Consider the following 19830-nt stretch of genomic DNA (forward strand, 5'->3'; position numbering starts at 1 on the left):
CTAGCACGCACCGCCGGCGCGTGGAAGGGAGCAGCGACGTTTCCGCGGCGGACCGACAGACCTCTGGCAACGCCCCTGCTCCCTCGGTATACAAGCCGAAGCCATGCGCACCCAATTCTTGCTCGTCCCTGCCCTGGTCACCGCCTTTGTCGCCGCCGCCTGCGGCTCGGACAGTGGCGATTCCGGAAACAGCACGCCAGCGGACACCTGTCCGCACGACTACTCCAAGTTCAACGGGCAGACTCCTGCCGTTTCGTTCCAGGCGGACGTGTTGCCGGTCATGCGCCGTGGCTGCGGGCTTTCCAGCGTGTGCCATGGCGCAGCGAGCGGCAGCGCGGCGGATCTCTACCTCGGCCCCAAGCTGTCGGATCCGGAGCCGGACGCCACGGCCCGCCAGCAGATCGTGAGCGCCATGGTGGGCGTGGCGTCCAAGACCGCTCCCAGCATGAGCTTGGTCGCCTCGGGGGATCCGGCGCAGAGCTTCATGATGCTCAAGATGGACGGCTGTCAGGACTCGGCGGGGCTCACCTGCACCGCACAGCCCGGCGCCACCGGCACCAGCGCCTGCGGCGACTCCATGCCGCAGGCAAGCCCGATCCTCAGCGCCGACGAGCGCAACCTGTTTCGCCGTTGGATCGCCCAAGGCGCTCAGGCCGACTAGCGTGATCGGACGGCTGACAGGCCGCGTCGTCGGGGAGGAGCCCACCGGGCAGCTGGTGATCGACATCCAGGGTGTCGGCTACGAGGTGATGACGCCGGTCGGAACGCGGGGGCGCGCGAAGAGCGCTGGGGACAACCTCTCCTTTTACACGTACCTCCACGTCCGAGAAGACGCCCTGGAGCTGTACGGCTTCGCATCGGAGCTCGAGCGGCGAGTGTTCCGCATGTTGATCGACGTACCCAACGTGGGACCCAAGACGGCCTTGGGTGTGCTGTCGGCGCTGCCGGTGCCGGAGCTCGCTCAGGCAGTGGGAGCAAACGATCTCGCGCGCCTCACGCGGGTGCCGGGCATCGGCAAGAAGACCGCCGAACGTCTGGCTCTCGAGCTGCGGGAAAAGCTCCGTGGCGTCACGGAGGTGGCGGCCCTGCCGGAAGCCCCGGCGGCTTCCGACGACGCGAAAAAGCTGCTCTCGGCCCTCACCAACATGGGATATCGCGCCGCCGAGGCCGAGCGCGCCGTGAAGGCCCTTGGAAAACAGGTGGGCAGCGCCCCCATGGCGGACCTACTGCGGGCGGCGCTGCGAGAGCTGAACCCCTGATCCGGGGATTTTACCCGCCCCCTATCCTTGACCCCCGAAGGAGGGCGTGGATAATCGCGCGCTTACGGTAGGATAGCGGACGACCGGGGTGGCTCCAGAGCGACCCGAGGAGGCCAAGCGTGATCACGTGTCCGAAGTGCAGCAAGGAGAACCAGGACCACTACAAGTTCTGCCTCGGTTGCGGAGCCGAGCTGCCGCGTGAGCACGCGCCGAAGCCGTTCTCGCCGCAAACGCCACCGCAGGGTGTACCGGCGGCAGGTGCGCCGGCTCCGGCACCCCAGCCCGCCACTGCGACGGCACCGGCGCCGGCACCCGTGCCTGCTGCTGCGCCGGAACCGGCGCCCGCGCCGGCCGCTGCCGCCGCGCCCGCTGCAGACGGACAGATTGATTGTCCGCAGTGCGGCAACAAGAATCCTTCCAACATTCGTTTCTGCTCGTCGTGCGGCTACAACCTCGCCGCGCTCTCGAGTGGTGGCGTCCCCAAGGCACCCACGCCCTCGGCGGCTCCCGCCGCTGCGCCAGGCGGCGGCGCCCCCACGATCGTGCTCACGGCCTTGCGTGCGGACGGCAGTGAAGCCGGCAAGTACACGCTGCCGGACACGCCGACCATCACCGTGGGTCGCGACACCGGCTCCATCTTTGCAGGCGATAGCTACCTCTCGCCGCGTCATGCCACGTTCCAGCGCAAGGGTGCGTCCATCTCCATCAAGGACGAAGGCTCTCTCAACGGCGTGTATCTCAAGCTGAAGCCCAACGAGCCCGAGCTCTTGGAGTTCGACGAGGTCTTCCGCATCGGACAGGAAATCATCCGCCTCGAGCCGCTCAAGCCGCAGCCGACGTCCCCGGACGGCGTGGAGCGCTTTGGCAGCCCGGCCAAGGGCTACATTGGCCGCCTCGCTCTGGTCGTAGGCCGAGACACCACCGGCAACGCGTTCCCGATCCCCGAGCGCGGCGTGCACTGTGGACGCGAACGCGGTGACATCCTCTTTTCGGAAGATGGCTACGTGTCGGGCCTTCACTGCCGCATCGCCAAGGGCGAAGACGGGCGCATGTACCTCACGGACGTGGGCAGCTCCAACGGCACCTTCGTGCGGCTGCGGGGCGAGCGCGATCTGGCTCCGGGGGACGTGCTGCTCATGGGGCAGCAGTTGTTCCGAGTCGACGCCTGAGGGCGGCGCATGAGCTCTCCTAGAACCATCCGCGTCGTCGCCGCCGTCATCGAACGGGACGGCCGCTACCTGATCACGCAACGTCGTCCGAGCGCGGTGCTGCCGCTGCTCTGGGAGTTCCCCGGCGGTCGCGTGGAAGACGGCGAGACGGACGCGGACGCGCTGCGACGCGAAGTGAAGCACCGCCTCGACGTGAACATCGATCCCGGTCAGCTCATCAGCTTCGTGAGCCACCCCTACGAGCACTACGTCGTCGACCTCTACCTGTACGAGTGCCGACTCGCCGGTGGCGAACCCACCGAGCTCAACGTACACTCGTTCAAGTGGGTCACGAGCGCCGAGTTCGATCAGTATCCCTTCACCCCCGCCGACGAGCTCAGCATGAACAAGCTCCTCGGCTTGGGCTGATAGCCGGTCTCGTCGCGCTACTCCTGCTGGCGCCCGGCGTAGCCCACGCACAGGCCCCCGCGCCGTTTGGGCCGGGTGCAACGCTCGAGGTCGTCTCCAGCGGCGATCAGGTGTGGGTCTACGTGGCGCGGCTGGCCGGTGCTCCCGGCTCGCCGGTGGCCGGTGAGTTCGTCAAGGTCGGGCGCACCCCGCTGGAGATGCAGCTCCCCCCGGGGGGTTATCGCATCGAGGCGGAAGGTCTGGACATCAGCAATGGCGGAACCGAAATCACCATGCACAGCGCGCCGCGCCGCCTGTCCGTGAGCCCGGGCAAGGAAGGGATGGGCACCGTCGGCAGCTTGTTCCTGGGTCTGGGCATCACCGGCATCCTGGGAGCGACGGCCATCCTGGCGAGCGGCACCAGCGCCCCGGCCGCCGTCGACAAGCCCGCCGTCTTGATCCCCGCCTACGCGGCGGGAGCTGCGCTCACGGCTGGCGGCATCGGCTTTCTCGCCGCAGCGAACACCAGCGTGGAGGCCACCCCGGCGCCGCAGATCGCCCTGAGCCTGTCCGGGCGGTTCTGACGAATCGAGCTGCGTCGGCGGCCGATGGCGGCGCGTGTTGCGCTTCGCCCTGGATCTCGTCGCGCCCCGAAGCTGCGCAGCTTGTGGCGTGATCTCCCCCGCTCCGTTGTGCGCACCCTGTCGCAGCCGTCTGCCGCCGCTGGCACCGCTGCGCAGGGTGGACGGCGCCTTCGTGCTCGGTTCCCGCGTCTACGCGCCACCCCTCGATGCCATCGTCCAGCGCTTGAAGTATGGCGATCGACCGGACCTCGCCGGCGCGCTGGCAGAGCTCATGGCCCCGGCCATCGTGGGGCTGCAGGGGACGCTGGTTCCGGTCCCACTGCACCCCCGTCGGCTGGCGGATCGCGGCTTCAACCAATCCGCACTCTTGTGCCAGGCCCTGTCCCGCCACATTGGCGCTCCGGTTGGAGTGGACTGGTTGGTCCGAACCCTGGACGGCGCTCACCAAGCCCAGAGCCTGTCGGCCCAAGAGCGGGCGCTCAACGTCCAGGGAGCTTTTCGGGCGCGGAGAGCCTTGAAGGGGGAGGTCGTGCTGGTGGACGACGTAGTGACGACGGGCGCCACCGCGCGGTCGTGCATCGCGGCGCTCCGGGCAGCTGGAGCCCAAGTGGTGGCGGTGGCGGCGCCCTGTCAGGTCCCCACCTGACACGAGCCGATTGCTGAATCACCGAGAACATGGGCACTATCGACCCAGGCGTGGCGCGGATTCACGCCGAGAATCTCATGGCCGACGAGGACCTCGAGGGGTGGCGCTGGGTGGACGCCGATGGCGTCCAGAGCGCGATCGACGAGTGGGAGCTGGTCTCCTCGTTGGCCTCCGGCGCCCTGGCCCCCTACACGCTAGTTTGGCGAACCGGGTGGAAGGTGTGGCTGCCCGCCTGCCAGGTGGACGAGCTGTCGAGCGCCGTCCCCAAGAGCAACGTGGAGAAGTCCGTCGAGCCGGAGATCGACGACGCGCAAACCACGCCGCCGCCCCCGCCCTTGGAGCGCTACAACACGTATCGCACGCGGGATGCCGCCCGGCTCCTGGGCGGCGTCAAGCGCCGGGGGCCGAGCGTGACACCACCTCCACCGCCGGGTGCCATCATCAACCTGCCCGCGCGACCACAGACGCCGCCGCCGCCGGTGCCCGTGCGACGCCCCCCGATGCCCACGCTGGTGGAGGCGCCGCCGGCGCCCGCCACCGCCACCTTGCGTCCCCCCGGCGCCGTGCCGCCGCCGCCGCGCGTCGTTCCGCAAGTGCGCATCAGCGACCCCGGCCCGGATCCGGTGGCGGAAGGCGCCCCGGACCTGCCCACGCAGCCCAACGCAGCGCCGCAAGCCATCGACTCCGCGCCCATCGAGGACGCGCCGCCCACGACTCCCTTCGTGGCCAAGCCAAAGAGCAACGCACTGTTGTTCTTGGTCGCGGGAGCACTGCTGTTTGGCGCCGTGGTGTTGCTCGTCGGCGGCGGACTATTGTTGTCCCGCCGCGGAAACAGCGCGGCAACGACGAGCAGCTCCGCCCCTGCCACGGCGACCACCGCGCCCACGGTGACCACTCCCTGCGCGGCCCTCGCTTCCGCCAAGAAGCTCGCGGCGCCCATTCACTTCGCGATCCCGCCGTACCTGGCCAGCACCAAAGACGGCATCGCGGTCGGTTTCGCGGCGTCGCCCACGGAAGGCGTGGGCTTGCTCGTGAATCCCGAGACGCTCGCCGCGAACGAGAAGTTCCGCGAGCAGAGCCGCACGCCGATCACCGGCGTGGTGCCGCTGACCGAGGGCGGGTCGTTGAAGTTCGTGCTCGACGGCGCAGACGATTCCCTGCGTTTCGCGCGCACGTTGAACACCGCTCCGCCCTTCGCCGTGGGTGTCAGCTCCGACGGCTCGTTCTCTCGTGTGATGAGCAGCGGTGGCGGCCCCCAGACGATCTGGCCTGGCTTCGACGACGCCCGCATCACCGAGCCGCGCATCGCCAGCGTCCCCGGCGTCGGTCACGCCGTTACGTTCCGCGACGGCGGGCAGACCGGCAAGATCAAGGTCGGATGGCTCACGCCGGATGGCCGACAGATGTCGTCCCTGGAGAGCCTCGACGTCGACGGCAGCAACGTGGGCACGCCCATGGTCACGGCCAACGATCGCGACATCATGGTCACCTTCGCGGCCCGCAAGAGCCCTGGCGCGTACTGGCGGGTGCAGGTGGCCACGGCGCGCCATGGGGAGCTGCCAGGCCGCGCGGTGGGTTTCCGGATCCCGCCAGGAGGCCCCGGAGCGGAGGCGATTTCGCCCGCCGCGGTGGGGCTGAGCGGCGGCCGCTGGCTGGTTCAGTGGACGGAAGGGTCTGTCGGAAACCGCCAGGTTCGCGTACAAACGCTGGCCCACGACCTCATTCCCGTGGGTGACCCGATTACAGTGTCACCAGAGGGAACCAACGCGGGCCAAGGCGTAGTATGGGTCCAGGGCGATACCGCCCTCTCACTCTTTTTGGTCAAGACTGGAAGTACTCACGAACTTTGGGGAGCCGCTCTGAAATGTCCCTGACTCGTTTTTCTAACCGCGCTTCGAGCTTTTTCCTCGCGCTGTCGACTGCTCTCACGCCCGTCGGGCTCGCCGCCATTGCGAGCACGCCCAGCTGCTTGTTCGGGAGCGGCGGTCCGTCCGCCGTTGGCCAGGGTAAGAAGTACGTCAGCGGGGATCCGAACTTCGACGACTTCTTCAACGCTCTGTTCGAGCTGCAGGTGGAGCTTGCCAAGTCTCCGCAAGAGGAGAAGGAAATCCGGCGAGAGCTCGCCAAGAAGCTGAAGGGTGATCCCGACGCTTCTGGAACGTTGCTCGCGAAGCGAGCCGACAAGCGAGCCAAGGAGCTCGCGTCGAACGGCATCGGCCTCAAGATGGAAGTGAGCGGCTTGGACGAGGGCGACGAGCCCTCCGCAAAGGTCACCACTGTCGGCAAAGATCCAACAGGGGACGACAAAGAGTTCGTCGACGCCGTGCAAAAGGCAGCCGAGGCCGAGCTCAAGCTGGTAGCGCGGCTGCGCAAGGGCAAGCGCGAGATCGAGCGCCTGCGGGGTCTGTCGATGGCGCTCGACCAGCAGGTGGACGCCGCGTTCCGTCTGGGCGGGCCCAGCAAGAAGAGCGAGGTGCGCAAGAACCTGAATGACGCCCGCACGCTGATGCCGCTGATGGGCGGCCGGGCGGACGAGGTGATCGAGTCCGCGCGCACCACCGTGAAGAAGCTCGAGGAAGCGATGCACACCGACGACGGCAGCTTCAACAAGCCGCCGCCGCCTCCTCCGCCCCCCGAGACACCGCCGGAGAATGGCGAAGACGGTCCCGACAAGCCGCACACGGACAAGCCGCACACGGACAAGCCGAAGCCGCATACGGACAAGCCGAAGCCGCCGCCGTCCACGCCGCCCACGCCGCCGAAGCCGCCGCCGTCCGACTTCGAGCCGTGACAGGGTCTTGTCGGAGCGCCGCGGAAGCTCACGCCATGAGGTTCCGCGGCGGACCGACAATCAATCTCAATTGACCGTCTTGATCGCCTTCAGGAACGGATCCGCTTCCACGAAGTCCGTGCAGCGAACCGCTTCCTTCCCGTCCGAGTCGTAGACGAGCACCGTGGGGAGCCCCACGACCTTCATCTCTTGCATGGCGGAGGTGACGGCGGGGTCCTCGTCGTCCGTCGCGTCCACACGCACGGCTACGAAACGTCCGGCCTCGGCGGCGACCTCCTGCTGCGAGAAGGTGTGCTTCTCGAGTTCCTTGCAGGCGCCGCACCAAGACGCCGTGAAGTCCACGAGCAGCGGGCGCTTCTCGTTCGCAGCCTTGGCGCGCGCCTCTTTCCAACCGATGGGCTCCCAAGAGAGCGTGCGCGTGGACTTGTTGCCGCCCACCAGCAGAGAGAAGCCGCCGGCGCACACCAACAGCACGCCGAGACCCTTGCGGATCTTGATGCCCGGGCCGGGCTCGTCGAACGAGCGATGCACCGCGCCCAAGGCGAGACCCGCCAGCACCGCCACGGCCGCGATGGCCAAGGCCGTGGTGCCGGGACGAGCGAGGGCGTTGAGCGCCGGGAAGGCAGTGCCCAGGAAGTACAGGGCGACGACCACCAGCACGATGCCGAGCAGGCTCTTCACGTGGACCATCCAGCGGCCGCTCTTGGGGAGCTGCACGGCGAAGGTGCCCACCAAGAAGAATGGCGCGCCAAGCCCCAGGGAAAAGGCTGCCATGGCCGCCGCGCCCATCAGCGCGCTCTGGGTCTTGGCGATGAACGTGAGGATCCCGGTGAGCACCGGGCCCGTGCAGGGGGCGGCAATGAGGCCGCACACCAGGCCCAGCACGAAAGCGCCCTTGTAGCCAATGCCGCCCACCGTCGCGAGCTTGTTGGTGAGAGAAGAGGGCAGCGTGAACTCGAAGGCGCCGAACATGCTGGCCGCCATGGCCAAGAACAGCGCGCTGATGCCCACGATGACCCAGCGGTTTTGCAGCACCGATCCGAACACGCCACCGGTGAGGCCGGCCACCACGCCGAGCGGGACGAACATGCCAACGATGCCGAGCACGAAGGCTCCAGAGAGGGCCGCGCCTTGCAGCCGGCTCTTGCTCTCCCGGGCACCGAACACGCTGACGGTGACGGCGATCATCGGATAGACGCACGGCGTGAGGCTCACGAGCAGGCCGCCGAGCAACGCTGCTCCGCCTGCGTACAGTGGGCCCTTGGCCAGAGCCTGGGTGAACGCATCTCCACCGCCGCCCCCCGCGGCGGCATCTCCAGCGATGCGACAGGCGTTTTCGGAAGCGCTGGCGGTGGCCGCGAAGACCAGAGTGGCCAAGGTGGTCATCGTGGCGAAGAGCCAGCGAAGCGGATCGCGCTGAATCGAGCTCATGCTGTCCGACCGTATATAGCGCGGCAGCGGCCGGTTGGTTTCAGCCACGCGCCGGCTACGCGGATTTCAGGTCTTTTTTCGGCGCGAACGCATGCGCCGAAGCAGCCGCCGGGCGCGGGCGATTTCCCCCTCCAGCGCCACCGCCAGGGCGACCCGCCCCCCGGTGGAGCGCTTGACGAAGGCCGTGAGGTACTCCTTGGCGGCGGGCAGATCACCGTCCGCGAAGGCCAGCTCCCCGAGCACGAACTGCCCGTAGCCCTGTCCGCAAGGAGCATCCGCCAACCGCTCCCGGAGCTCCGTGAGATCTTCCACTGTCTCGCCCGAGGCCAACCGCGAGAGCGCCAGCTGCGCCTTGTACAGGGGCCGGTCGGTGGTGCCCCAACGCGAAGCTCGCGACAGTGCCCCGATGGCCTCGCGATGGCGCCCTGCGAGATAAAGGACGCTGCCCAGCGTCCACAGGTGAAATGCCCGCCGCGATGGGGGACTGACGCGGCTGGCCAGCCGCAGATGGGACACCGCGGCGTCGCGGTCCCCCAGGCCCAAGCACGCTCGCGCGGCGTCTTGCCGAGCTACGTCCGGCATGACGTTCAAGGCCACCATCTCCTCGGCCACCTGTAGGGCGTCGCCGAAACGCCGGGCCTCCATGTGGGATAGGTACAGCTGGCGGAAGAGCATCGCCCGGGTGGTGCGGTTGGACTTGCCGGGGTGCTCCAGGCCCCGCTGGGCGTATTTGGCCCTCAGGCCCGAGGTGCGCGCGAGCGTGGCCTTCCGCAGGAAGAGCTCCGGCGTGGGCTCTGCTGCGCTTGCGCGCGGTCGCGACATCTCCTCGAAAGTCTAGCAGCACCTGCACACACGTCCAGATTTCGACAGCCGGGCTTGCGACGGAGCGCCGCGGCAACGATAACTCGCCCTCGATGAACAAGCTCGTGGCCCTCCCCCTCGCGCTGCTCCTCGGGGGCTGTGGTCACCCCGCAACGGAAGACGAGTGCAACGAGATCGTGGAGCGCGTGGCGCGCTTGGAGCTCGAGAAACAGCGGCCCGGGGACGAGAAGTTCGTGACGGAAGAAATCGAGGCGACCAAGGAGTCGCTGCGCCAGTCCACGCTCAAGCAGTGCGTCGGCAAGCGCATCACGGACAAGGCCATGCGCTGCGTCCGAGACGCGAAGACGTCCAAGGAGATCATCGAAGATTGCTTCGACTGACCCTCGCTGCGGTTTTGGCCCTGGGCCTTTCGGCGTGCTCGCGTCCCCTCGACGCCCAGGAGTGCAACGACCTGCTCGATCACTACACGGATCTCCTGGCCAAGAACCGAGACCCGGAGGTGAGCGGTGAGGACCTCTTGCGTCTGAAGAAGGAAGCGCGGGCGCGCGCAGCTCAGTCGCGGGAGTTCTCGCGCTGCAGCAGCAAGGTCTCTCGCGCCGAGTGGGAGTGCGCCATGAAGGCACCCAGCGTGGACGAGGCCGAGCGCTGCTTGTTGTGACTCACAGCCGTCGGCGGGTGAAGGGCTCCGAGCGCGCGCGGCAGTACAGCGCCACGTAGAGGGCGCCCTCCGAGTCGCTGCCGGAGACCACCGGCTCGACCGGACGCTGGAACAGCCGGCTGGCCTTGCCGGCGACGTCCTCCGAAGAGGCCGTGGCCACCGTGGCGCCCCGCACCATCTCCGGAATGAATGCGGCCTCCGGCACCCGGAACAGGCCGCTCGCGAGGTCCTCCCCGGACAGGCTCACCACGTTCGCCACCCCCGCCGAGCGCGCCGCCACGCTCCCCGCCCAACCCGCGGGCCCGGCGTGCACCACGTGCACCACGGTCACGTGCTCATCGCGCACCAGCCCCTCGAGAGCCACCGCGAGCTCCGCCAGCTCTCCCCCGATGGACACCACGGGGACGCCCTCTTGCTCGCGCCGTCGACTCTCCCCCGCGGGCAGCTCGGAGTCTCGCTCTGCGACAACGATGGTTTCCCCGCGGGCCTTCACCGCGGCGGCAATGTTGGCGGACTCTGAAGAGAAGTGCTCGACGACGATCAGGACGGTGCTCATTTTCGCGAGACACTACACCGAAGCGCGTCCTTCGGGGAGCGCGCTTCGCTCCGTGCAGCTTGCAACTTCAGCCCTTGACACGACCTTCGAGTCGCTGAATCGCAGTCATCACGTCGGGACGCGCGTCGAGCATGTCCGCCATCGGGTCACCCCGCTCCGCGAGGCGAATGGGCACCGTGGACATGTCGAACTGCCGCGGGTCGAGCGCCGCGTGCACCTCGTCCCACTGAAGCGGAGTGGACACCGTCGCGCCACGCACCGCCCGAACGGAATAGGGCGCAACGATGGTGCGTCCTCGTCCGGTCTGTCCCGTATCCACGTACACCCGCGCTCCGCGATCCTGCACCCGTCGCTCCATCGTCGCGATCTTCGGATGACTCGCCGTCAGCAGGCGCCCGAACAGCTCCGCGAGCGCCTTGGTCACCGTGAACGGAACCTTGGGCCCCACCGGCACCAGGACGTGCAACCCCGACTGTCCGCTGGTCTTGGGGTAGCCCTCGAGCCCCACTTCTTCGAGCAGCTCCCGGAGCGCCAACGCCAGCGTGACGGCGTCGCGAAAGGTCGACAGCGCCACGTCGAAATCGATGGTGAAGAAATCGCCGTGCTCGAGGGACTCCGCCCGGCTCGCGAGCACGTGGATGGGGATGGCCCCGAGGTTCGCGATGTGCACCAGGGCATCCGCGCTGTCGATCAGAAACACGCTCTTCTTGCCGCGGAACTGCTGGTCTTCCTCGTCGCGGAGCTCCAGCGTGCGGATCCACTCCGGCGTGCCCTCCGGCGCTCGCCACTGGAAGAAATTCTTGCCCTCGATGCCATCGGGATAGCGCACCAGCACCACCGGGCGATCGCGCAGGAAGGGCACCATCACTTCGGCCACCTCGGCGTAGTAGTCGCACAGGTCACCCTTGGTGAGCCCCTCTTCCGGCCAGAACACCTTGTTCCGATTGGTGACCGTGACTCTGCCGCTTCCTTGTTGGTCCGCCGCGGGCACGACGATCTGCGGGTCGTCGCCGCGGGGCGGCGCAGCGGTACAGTTCTGCGGCACGATGTCGTCCCGCACGCCGCGGAACACCGGATGCAGGAGCACGCCCTCCTCGGTGTAGCCCACGAAGCGCACACTGACGACGACCTCCGGCTGCACCGGGTGCAGCTTGCCGCGGCCGTCCGACAGCTCTCCCGTCGCGACCAGGCGATCCGTCGCGAGCCCGGCGAGGCGCTCGCGGAGCAGCGAGAGCGTGCGCGCGTCGAGGCCGCTCCCCACCCGGCCCCGCAGCACCCAGTGGTCGTCCTCCCAGGCGGCGAGCACCAGCGCACCCAACTCGCGCCGTGCGCCGCGGCCCTCCTCCCAGCCGACGACCACGAACTCGTCGTCGCGCTCGCACTTGATCTTCACCCAATCTTCCGAGCGCTGCGGCCCGGGGCGGTAGCGCGCGATCTTGCGCTTGGCCACCACCCCTTCGAGGCTCTGCTCCTGACACATGTCGAACAACGCCTGGCCCCGGCCCTCGATGTGATCGAGGGCCTGCACCAGCCCCTTGCCCTGCACCAGCCTGGCCAACAGGGACTTGCGCTCGAGCAGCGAAAGCGCTCGCAGGTCCCAGTCCCCGAGGGCCAGCAAGTCGAACACCAGATACACCACCGGCACCTCCGACCGCGCGCGCAGCACCTCCCGGGGGCGCAGGGCGTGAATACGCGGGGCGAGGCGGCGGAAGTTCGGGCGGCCGGTTTCGTCGAAGGCGACGATCTCGCCATCGAGCACCACGCGACCGGCGGGCAGCGCCCGCACGGCGCGCACGATCTCCGGATAGCTGATCGTCGCTGCACGTCCGCGACGGTAGCGGAGCACCACGTTGTCGCCGCGCCGGTCTGCGACGATGCGAACTCCGTCGAGCTTCAGCTCGTACACGCGATCGGGATCGTCCAGCTCGGCGCCCGTGGCGGCACACAACATCGGCTCCATCTCGCGCACGTCCACGTCGCGGCGCTTGGCTCCGAGGCGCTCCGCCTCCGCTTGCAGCTCTGCAAACAGCTCCGCGCTCCGGGCAAGCTCGGTCACCGTCAAACCGCTGAGCACGCTGCGCTCGTCCGCGAGCAGATCCACGTCCTCGCTCGAGTGGGCGTCGCGCTTCTTGACCAGGAGCCACTGGTTTTCGTCCCCGCCGCCCTTGCGCCCACCGGTGTGGATCAGACCGAAGCGCCCGCGGAGCTTGAAGCCGGAGAGGGCGAAGTCGATCTTGCCCCGGGCGATGCCCTCTTCGGCCGTCCCTTCCAGGTAGGTGACCCGCCCGAGGTCCCAGGCGATCATCGGCCCCGCGCCGTAGTTGCCGGCGGGGATCACGTCCTCGAACTCCAGGTACTCGATGGGGTGATGCTCCGTGTTCACCGCCAAGCGCTTGTCGTTCGGATCCGCGCTCGGTCCCTTGGGCACGGCGAAGCTCATCAGCGTGCCGCCCACCTCCAGCCGCAGATCGTAGTGAGCGCGGGTGGCGTCATGCAGATGAACGACGAAGCGTCCGATGCGCGTGGACGTCTCGCTGCGCTTGTGTTCAGCGCCAAAGGGCTCGTTGGTAGCGCGGGGGTCGCGCTTTCGACGATAGTCGCGGAGCGCGCTCTCCTTTTTCGCCGTTTCCTTTCGTGCGGCCACGTTGGCCCGCTAGCATACGCTCATGGCGGCGCGAGCCATCTCTTCCGGCACCATTTCCTTCGGCCTGGTCGCAATCCCGGTCAAGCTCTTCACTGCGGCGTCCTCGCAGCAGGTCCGCTTCAACATGCTGCACGAGAAGTGCGGCGGACGCGTGAAGCAACAGTACTTCTGCCCGGTGGACGAGGAAATCGTCGAGCGCGGCGACATGGTCAAGGGCTACGAGTACTCCCGTGGCCAGTACGTGCTGTTCAAGGACGAGGAGCTGAAGGCCCTGGAAGCGGAGCGCTCCAACAGCATCGAGATCACCGAGTTCGTCCCGCTCTCCAGCGTGGACTTCGTGCAGGTGGAAAAGTCGTACTACTTGGGCCCCGACAAGGGCGGGGACAAGCCCTATCGGCTGCTGAGCCAGTGCATGACGGAAAAGGGCGTGGTGGCCGTCGGCCGCTGGTCCAGCCGCGGCAAGGAGCAGCTGGTCCTGGTACGCCCCTACGGCGACGACGGCCTGCTCCTGCACCAGCTCTACTACGAAAACGAGGTTCGCCAGTTCGACGACATCGACCTCGGAGCGCGCTTCGACTTCAGCGACGTGGAGCGGGAGCTCGCGCTGAAGCTGATCGATCAGCTGAGCACGGAGGAGTTCGACCCCGGCAAGTACTCCGACGGCTACGAGGAGCGCGTACGCACCGCCGTGGAGCAGAAGGTGAGCGGGCAAGAGGTCACCGTCGCGCCGGAAGCGCCCAAGGCTCAGATCATCGACCTGTTCGAGGCCTTGAAGAAGAGCCTGGCGGACGCCCAGAACGACGAAGCCAAGCCCATCAAGCCGCCCAAGAAAGCTGCGCCCAAGAAGGCCGCCAGCAAGCGCGCGAAAGCCAAGAAGAGCGGGTGAGCGAGCCGCCCGCGGTCGTCGAAATCGAGGACAGCATCGACCTGCACGGCTTCTTGCCGAGAGACCTGCTCGACGTCGTGGAAAGCTACCTGGAAGCCGCCGTGGAGAAGGGCTTCCTCGAGGTGCGTCTGATCCACGGCCGGGGCACGGGCTTTCAGCGGGCCCGGGTGCGAGAGCTCTTGGCCAGCCACCCCCTCGTGGAACGCTACGCCGACGCACCGGCGACGCGGGGTGGCTGGGGAGCGACGCTGGTGTGGCTCAAGCGTCCATGAGCCGCGCGGCGTCTGGGCCCAGCAGATTCAGATAGTCGCGAAGGGTCTTGCCTGGCTCCGCCTCGAAGCGATCGTCGAGCACCTCGACCTTGCTGATGCGATCCAGGCGGAAATTTCGGAAGTCCGCGCGCAGCTCGCACCACGCCGTGAGCGTCCACGACGAGCCCCAGAAGAACGTCCCCAACGGTCGCACCACCCGTTTGCTCTTCTTGCCGTCCGCCCGAGCGTAGGAAATCCGAAGCTTTTGCCCCTGCCCCACGGCGGTGCGCACGGGCAGCAGCGTCTCGGAAAGCTCCCGCCCGCGGCCCACGTCCGGCACGTACAGGCGCGTCGCCCCCAGGAGCGGCGCCAAGTGCTTGGGCAGCACGTTTTCCACCTTGGACAGCAGCGACCGCGCGGCGCGGCCGAGCTCCGCGTCGCCGAAGCCCTCCACCAGGCGAGCCCCGAGAACCAGCGCCTCGATCTCCGCGTGGTCGAACATCAGCGGGGGCAAGTCGTAGCCCGGACGCAGCGTGTAGCCGACCCCCGCCTCTCCGTCGATGGGCGTACCGGAGGCGACCAGATCCCTCACGTCGCGATACACCGTGCGCTCGGACACTTCCAGACGCTCGGCCAGCTCCCTCGCCGTCACGACCTTGCGACGACGAAGGAGCTGGATGATCTGGAACAGGCGATCCGCGCGACGCATGGCCAGCCGATCCCTATCGCGGATCCGTCAGGACTTCACCAGACCGATGAGGTTGCCCTCTGGGTCAGCGAACAGCGCGAGCTCCGGTCCGGACTTCATCTGCATTGGCGGAATCACCGTCTTGCCACCGAGCTCCTCGGCACGCGAGAGGCTCGCCTTCAGATCCGGCGACTCCACGTAGAACGTCACGCTCGGCCAAGCCTCACCGCGCTCGGCGCCGATGCCTCCCGGGATGCCCTCTTCGCCGCCGGTCTGCACCATGCCGTAGCGCGCCGGGTTTTCCGCATCGATCTTCCAATCGAAGAGCTTCGCGTAGAACTCGAACAGGGTGTCCTTCTGCTTGCCGTTGACCTCGAACCAAACCACGGGGTGTGCCATCTCGTGTTCTCCTTCTGGCGTGCCGGCGTCGCGCCGACAGCTGCTTCGGGTGTACGCCACCGCCCCTGACAGCCTCCTGTCAGTAGACTGTCAGTAGGCGCTGATTCCACGGCGGAGGTACGGATCGGCGCTGCGTGGACATCGCCCCCACGTCCAGGCACAGTCTTTTCGATGGGCACGCCGTCCAGCATCGTGGACCTCCTGCAAGACCCGCCACCGGCCACGTTGCTGGCACTGCTCGATGCCGGCGCCACGCCTCCCAGCCCCGAAGACGTGCTGTCGCGTCTCGAGCAGTTGGGCGTACAAGCGGCGGAGATCGACGACGACGACGCGCCGGCGTTCCGCATGATCGCGGAGCTGGGCGTCGGTCCCGACGCGGTACCGCTGAGCATCTTCCTCGAGCCCGCCGGCGATCCGCTGCTGTCACTGGGCGTCAGCTGGCGCGGCGTCCTGGGCGAAGACGAGGACGCCGCGCGAGCAAGTCGCTGGGCGCTGGGCGTGTCTCAGCTCATGGCTCACGATCCATTGCGCGCGTTCCACGCGTTGCTGCGCGTGCTGTACGCGATCGTCCCCGAGCCGACGTTGGTGGTGGACGCCGACTCGTTGATCCCGCGTCCGGGGGGCTGGCTCGCCGAAGTTGCTCTTGGTGAGACGCCGCCGTCGCCCACACACTTGTTCTCCATTCACCAGGTGAGTGAGCCGGGCGGCGAGCTGTCCTGGCTCCACACGCACGGGCTCGCGCGTTGCGGCGCCATCGAGCTCGACATCCTCGATGCACCTTCCGGCGACGCGGGCTTGCTCGCGCAGATGGTGAACGCGGCTGCCGGCCTGCTCATCGAACGCGGGGTCCCGGAGGCCGGAGAGCCTTTCGTCGTCGGTCAAGATCTGGTGCTGGCCTGGCTGCCCTGGGATCGCGCCATCTCGGAGCACACGCCCCAGGGTCTGGGCGGCCCCTCCGACCGGGACTCGGTGCACGCCGGGGCGCGCGGGGTGCTGTTCGCCGTGGAGGACGACGGCGAGCTGTCGAGCGTGGAGCAGTACCTGCCGATCCTGCGGGAAAACCCCCTATTGTACGTGTCGGTGATGGAAACGGAGCGCATGGCCCTGCTGGCCAGCGAGCGCCTACCCCGTTTTTTGTCGTTGTTTCGCACTTTGGGGGAGGACCCGGAGTGGATGTTCCTGGTGAAGCTCGGCTACGAGGTCGACGACCCCGCCGAAGATGGCGAGCGGGAGCACCTGTGGTTTCACGTGCATGAGCTTTCGGGCAGCGAAGTCGACGCCACCCTGCTCAATCAGCCGTATCGCCTCGAGCGGCTGTCCGAGGGGCAGCGGGCGAAGCACTCCCTCGCGCTGCTCAGCGATTGGGCCATCTTGTGCGACAAGGGCCGTTTCGATGCGGATTCGGTGGGAGAGCTGGAGCGCGCACTGGCCCGAGACCTGGCGCTGCACTGAGGGGCGCTTGACACGAGCGACAATTGGTCGGACCATACGACCAATGGAGCTACAGCCCCTTCCCCCGCGACCGAGCGCCGTGGATGCCTGCGCCGAGCGCCTCGAGGCCGCGGTGCTCAGCGGAGAGCTCCCGGTGGGCTCCCGCTTGCCTCCAGAACGCACCCTGGCCCAGCGCCTGGGGGTCAATCGCGTCACGGTGCGCAGCGCCCTCGCCCGCTTGGCGAGCGCGGGGCTCCTGCGCGTGCGGCAGGGCAGCGGCTACGTAGTGCGCGACTTCCGCCACGAGGCGGGGTCGGGGTTATTGCCTGGGCTGGCCGAGCACGCCCGCAGCGAAGGGCGACTCCGGGACGTGGTGGAAGATCTGCTGCTGGTCCGACGCCATCTCGCCCGCGCCGTCCTGGAACGGGTGGACGCGAGCCGCCGCCTCGATGAAGTGGAGCGGGCAGTGGACGCCTTCGAGGCCGAAGTGCGCGCAGGCGCCGCTGAAGAGCGCCTCGCCGAAGCCGACATCGCCGTGCTCCGCAGCATCGTAGATCTCACCGGCAGCGTCGTCCTCGGTCTGTGCCTGAACCCCATCGTAAACGTGCTCGCGGAGCTTCCGGAGCTTCGCGCCGCGGTCTGCGCAGACGCAGAGCAGAGCGTCCTCGGCTATCGAGCACTGCTCGCAGGGCTCTCGCAGTCCACCACGGCCGCCGCCCTCGAAGCGCTGGAAGCACGGGATGAGGCAACGCTGGCTCGACTGGAGGCACCATGATCCAGGCACGCGATCTCCTGGACCTCGGGAAGAAGGACCTGCTCGCCATGTTGTGCACGGGACATCCCATCGATCCCCATGCCCTGGACGACAAGGAATACCGCGGCACCAGCCTCGGTCTGCCGGCATGGGTCGAGCGGCTCACGTGGAAAAAGTTCAAGAAGGTGTTCCACCGGGATCGGGCCACCGGCGCCCTCCGAGGCTGGAACGTGCGCCTGGAGCAAAATGAGCTGGATGGGCCGTGCGTTCCGAAACAGAAGCGCGGCCGCACCGTCACCTTCGGGCACTATCGAGTCGTCGAGAGCGCGAGCGTGCGCATGCCCATCGAATGCCCCCAAGCCCTGATCATCCACTACGGCCTGGGCAACAACGCTCGGCTCGACCCCGTGCGCCGAGTGCGAGATCCCCTGGTCGCCCTGGAGGCCGGCAGCGTGCAGCTGCTGCTTGGCTGGTCTTACGTGGATCTGGGACTCGGGCTCCTGGGCACGCCGAGCTTCTTCAGCCTGGAGCTCGACGGCGAGCTCTCGGATATCGTGTAAACGCGTTCAACTTCGCCACCCGCGTGCCGTTTCGTCCATCGAGATGCGTTCGCACCCCTCACAAGTTCCGTCTTCGACGGAATCCGACTTCGACGAGAGCGTCCTGTTGGCGCAGGTGGGGTTCGATCGCGTCCTGTTCCGAGTGGTGCTCGAGACCTTCCGCGACGAATGGCCGCGGCGGGCGCGGGGGTTGATGGAAGGGGTTCAGGTCGCCGACTGGGACACCGTCGTGCGCCAAGCCCATACCCTCAAGGGCTCCCTCCGACAGATAGGTGCCAGCCGCGCCGCGCGGGCCGCGGAGCGCGTGGAGCACCTGGCGCGGGCCGCGGATGCTGCCGCCTTGGAGGAGGCAGTGCCCGCGGCCGAAAGCGCCTTGAGCCACGTGGACGCCGAAATCGCCGAGCTGCTCAGGAACGAAGCATGAAGGTCCTGGTCGCCGATGACGACGGAGTGAGCCGCATGCTCATCAGCCACTGGCTCACGAGCTGGGGCTACGACGTCGTGGGAGCAGAGGACGGCCAAGCGGCGCAGCGGATCTTGGCCTCCACGCCGGACATCCGCATGGTGCTCGCCGACTGGGTGATGCCGGGCATGGACGGACCGGATCTGTGTCGCTTCATTCGCTCGCGGTCCCAGTCCCAGTACGTGTACGTGGTGCTCGTCACGTCACGCGGCGCTCGAGACGACGTGGTCAGCGGGCTCGACGCCGGCGCCGACGACTATGTCACCAAGCCCGTGAACCCCGCGGAGCTGGAGCTCCGACTGCGAGCCGCGGGCCGCATGCTCGAGCTGGAGGACGAGCTCAGAGCGGTTCAGGAACGGCTGCGCTTCGAGGCCATGCACGATCCGCTCACGAGCTTGCTCAATCGCGCCGCCATCTTGGAACGTCTGGACGAAGAGCTCTCCAGGGCCAGCCGCAAGCACGCGCCGCTATCGGCCTTGATGATCGACGTCGATCGCTTCAAGCACGTCAACGACACGCTGGGTCACGCGACCGGGGACACCGTGCTGTGCGGCGTTGCCGAGCGGCTCCGTCTTGGCGTGCGCACCTACGATCCCGTCGCGCGCTTCGGGGGCGAGGAATTCCTGGTGGTGCTGGCCGACTGCGATCTGGAGCAGGCGGAACGGGTTGCCGAGCGTGCTCGCCGGAGCTTGTGCCGGCGTCCGATCCAGACGTCCGAAGGCGACCTCGAAATCACCGCCAGCTTCGGGGTGGCCACCACGGGTCCCGCTCAATTCTGTCTCGGCAAGGACCTGCTGCGGGCCGCGGACATGGCCATGTACCGGGCCAAGGCGGAGGGCCGGAACCGCGTGGTCACCGCTGCCTCCCTCGACCCCTACCCGCTGAGCGCCCAAGTCGGCTGATCCCGCTTTCTTGGCCCACTGGCGACACGCACCGTATGCCGTGACCAGTGGGAGAGAATCCGATGAGCGAAGCCCGAGCCGCAACGCTGGTGGTGATCGAGTACGGCGCGAGCTGGCCCAAGTGGCTGGCGCCGAACCACTACGGACACCTGGCCGTGGTCGCCCAGCACTACGAAGGCGAGCCGAGCTCCCTCGTGGCCCAGGTCGCCAATCGTGTGGCGCGACTGGAAGGCACGGGCTGGAAGCTCGATACCATGGTGTTGGCGGTGAACGGTCGCACCGACGACGGCGCCTTCGCCGCGCGCAGCGTGCTGTCCCGGGGGCTGCTCGCGCGCTTGCAGAAATCCGGCGGGGGTGATCTGGTGCTCACGGTCGACGACGGCGTCGGCCCACGGGCGTGCCAGGAGTTGACGGGCCTCGCCGCTGCTCTCGACGGCGACGCCGTAGGCTGGGCCGTCGGCGTGTCCGTTCGCATCGGGCGTCAGGAACCGATCCAGGGGCTCTCCAGCGACTGGTCCCTGCTCCATTCCTGCGCTCCCGGCGCCTGAC

At 68.0% G+C, this 19830-nt stretch carries 23 protein-coding genes and 1 pseudogene; 18 read left to right on the forward strand and 6 right to left on the reverse strand.

The features are described 5' to 3' along the window. Window positions 1–103 precede the first annotated feature (103 nt). The 8 genes from H6717_18570 (at window position 104) to H6717_18605 (ending at window position 6836) form a co-directional block, all read left to right on the forward strand. Window positions 104–661 (forward strand): hypothetical protein, encoded by a 558-nt coding sequence (locus H6717_18570; GenBank protein ID MCB9579041.1) that lies wholly within the window; start codon window positions 104–106, stop codon window positions 659–661. Window position 662: 1 nt separating this feature from the next. After that, window positions 663–1259, forward strand: a complete 597-nt coding sequence (ruvA, locus tag H6717_18575; protein ID MCB9579042.1) for a Holliday junction branch migration protein RuvA — start codon at window positions 663–665, stop codon at window positions 1257–1259. A 119-nt stretch (window positions 1260–1378) separates the two neighbouring features. Beyond that, window positions 1379–2428 (forward strand): FHA domain-containing protein, encoded by a 1050-nt coding sequence (locus tag H6717_18580; GenBank protein MCB9579043.1) that lies wholly within the window; start codon window positions 1379–1381, stop codon window positions 2426–2428. 9 nt (window positions 2429–2437) lie between these two features. Beyond that, window positions 2438–2836, forward strand: coding sequence for a (deoxy)nucleoside triphosphate pyrophosphohydrolase (locus H6717_18585; GenBank protein ID MCB9579044.1), 399 nt, complete (start codon window positions 2438–2440; stop codon window positions 2834–2836). Window positions 2837–2946: 110 nt separating this feature from the next. Beyond that, the gene (locus tag H6717_18590; protein ID MCB9579045.1) at window positions 2947–3399 is read left to right on the forward strand and encodes a hypothetical protein; all 453 of its coding nucleotides are present in this window, start codon (window positions 2947–2949) and stop codon (window positions 3397–3399) included. 34 nt (window positions 3400–3433) lie between these two features. Beyond that, a complete protein-coding gene (locus tag H6717_18595; GenBank protein MCB9579046.1) occupies window positions 3434–4045 on the forward strand; it encodes a ComF family protein in 612 nt (203 codons plus the stop codon). Window positions 4046–4074: 29 nt separating this feature from the next. Beyond that, entirely contained in the window at window positions 4075–5919 is a 1845-nt protein-coding gene (locus H6717_18600) for a DUF4339 domain-containing protein (protein ID MCB9579047.1), read from the forward strand. Next, window positions 5910–6836 (forward strand): hypothetical protein, encoded by a 927-nt coding sequence (locus H6717_18605; protein ID MCB9579048.1) that lies wholly within the window; start codon window positions 5910–5912, stop codon window positions 6834–6836. Before H6717_18600 ends, H6717_18605 begins: the two co-directional genes overlap by 10 nt. Window positions 6837–6902: 66 nt before the next feature. Here the strand turns inward: H6717_18605 and H6717_18610 are convergent, their stop codons facing one another. Both H6717_18610 and H6717_18615 read right to left on the reverse strand, forming a co-directional pair. After that, window positions 6903–8267 carry a thioredoxin family protein gene (locus H6717_18610; GenBank protein ID MCB9579049.1) on the reverse strand — a complete coding sequence of 455 codons (1365 nt, stop codon included), beginning with the start codon at window positions 8265–8267 and terminating at the stop codon, window positions 6903–6905. A gap of 66 nt (window positions 8268–8333) precedes the next feature. Continuing rightward, entirely contained in the window at window positions 8334–8942 is a 609-nt protein-coding gene (locus H6717_18615) for a tetratricopeptide repeat protein (GenBank protein ID MCB9579050.1), read from the reverse strand. 239 nt (window positions 8943–9181) lie between these two features. On the opposite strand from H6717_18615, the gene H6717_18620 reads away from it, so the two are divergent. Further along, window positions 9182–9469 carry a hypothetical protein gene (locus tag H6717_18620; GenBank protein ID MCB9579051.1) on the forward strand — a complete coding sequence of 96 codons (288 nt, stop codon included), beginning with the start codon at window positions 9182–9184 and terminating at the stop codon, window positions 9467–9469. Then, on the forward strand, window positions 9457–9747 hold the full coding sequence (locus H6717_18625) for a hypothetical protein (protein ID MCB9579052.1): 291 nt from the start codon (window positions 9457–9459) through the stop codon (window positions 9745–9747). The genes H6717_18620 and H6717_18625 overlap by 13 nt, the downstream gene beginning before the upstream one ends. Window position 9748: 1 nt before the next feature. Here H6717_18625 and H6717_18630 read toward each other — a convergent pair whose 3' ends face one another. Both H6717_18630 and ligD read right to left on the reverse strand, forming a co-directional pair. After that, a complete protein-coding gene (locus H6717_18630) occupies window positions 9749–10303 on the reverse strand; it encodes a hypothetical protein (GenBank protein MCB9579053.1) in 555 nt (184 codons plus the stop codon). A gap of 67 nt (window positions 10304–10370) precedes the next feature. Further along, window positions 10371–12947, reverse strand: coding sequence for a DNA ligase D (ligD, locus tag H6717_18635; GenBank protein ID MCB9579054.1), 2577 nt, complete (start codon window positions 12945–12947; stop codon window positions 10371–10373). Between the two features lie 22 nt (window positions 12948–12969). Here ligD and H6717_18640 point away from each other — a divergent pair, with 22 nt between their 5' ends. Together H6717_18640 and H6717_18645 are read left to right on the forward strand one after the other, a co-directional pair. After that, entirely contained in the window at window positions 12970–13833 is an 864-nt protein-coding gene (locus H6717_18640) for a Ku protein (protein MCB9579055.1), read from the forward strand. Continuing rightward, the gene (locus H6717_18645; protein ID MCB9579056.1) at window positions 13830–14105 is read left to right on the forward strand and encodes a Smr/MutS family protein; all 276 of its coding nucleotides are present in this window, start codon (window positions 13830–13832) and stop codon (window positions 14103–14105) included. The genes H6717_18640 and H6717_18645 overlap by 4 nt, the downstream gene beginning before the upstream one ends. On the opposite strand, the gene H6717_18650 is transcribed toward H6717_18645, so the two are convergent. Beyond that, complete coding sequence (locus H6717_18650; protein ID MCB9579057.1) at window positions 14092–14793, reverse strand: YafY family transcriptional regulator; 702 nt, start codon at window positions 14791–14793, stop codon at window positions 14092–14094. The two genes, H6717_18645 and H6717_18650, sit on opposite strands and share 14 nt — an antisense overlap. A gap of 27 nt (window positions 14794–14820) precedes the next feature. Next, on the reverse strand, window positions 14821–15171 hold the full coding sequence (locus tag H6717_18655; GenBank protein MCB9579058.1) for a hypothetical protein: 351 nt from the start codon (window positions 15169–15171) through the stop codon (window positions 14821–14823). A gap of 171 nt (window positions 15172–15342) precedes the next feature. Here H6717_18655 and H6717_18660 point away from each other — a divergent pair, with 171 nt between their 5' ends. The 6 genes and pseudogenes from H6717_18660 (at window position 15343) to H6717_18685 (ending at window position 19829) form a co-directional block, all read left to right on the forward strand. Then, window positions 15343–16623, forward strand: coding sequence for a DUF4026 domain-containing protein (locus H6717_18660; protein MCB9579059.1), 1281 nt, complete (start codon window positions 15343–15345; stop codon window positions 16621–16623). A 43-nt stretch (window positions 16624–16666) separates the two neighbouring features. Further along, window positions 16667–16882: pseudogene (locus H6717_18665) on the forward strand (GntR family transcriptional regulator). A gap of 491 nt (window positions 16883–17373) precedes the next feature. Next, window positions 17374–17916, forward strand: a complete 543-nt coding sequence (locus H6717_18670; protein MCB9579060.1) for a hypothetical protein — start codon at window positions 17374–17376, stop codon at window positions 17914–17916. Between the two features lie 43 nt (window positions 17917–17959). Then, window positions 17960–18340, forward strand: a complete 381-nt coding sequence (locus H6717_18675) for an Hpt domain-containing protein (protein ID MCB9579061.1) — start codon at window positions 17960–17962, stop codon at window positions 18338–18340. Continuing rightward, window positions 18337–19281: a diguanylate cyclase gene (locus H6717_18680; GenBank protein ID MCB9579062.1), complete on the forward strand. Its 945-nt coding sequence runs from the start codon at window positions 18337–18339 to the stop codon at window positions 19279–19281. Before H6717_18675 ends, H6717_18680 begins: the two co-directional genes overlap by 4 nt. Window positions 19282–19343: 62 nt before the next feature. Next, on the forward strand, window positions 19344–19829 hold the full coding sequence (locus tag H6717_18685; GenBank protein ID MCB9579063.1) for a hypothetical protein: 486 nt from the start codon (window positions 19344–19346) through the stop codon (window positions 19827–19829). Window position 19830 lies beyond the last annotated feature (1 nt).

The organism is Polyangiaceae bacterium (genome assembly GCA_020633235.1).
Taxonomy (GTDB): Bacteria; Myxococcota_A; Polyangia; order Polyangiales; family Polyangiaceae; genus JACKEA01.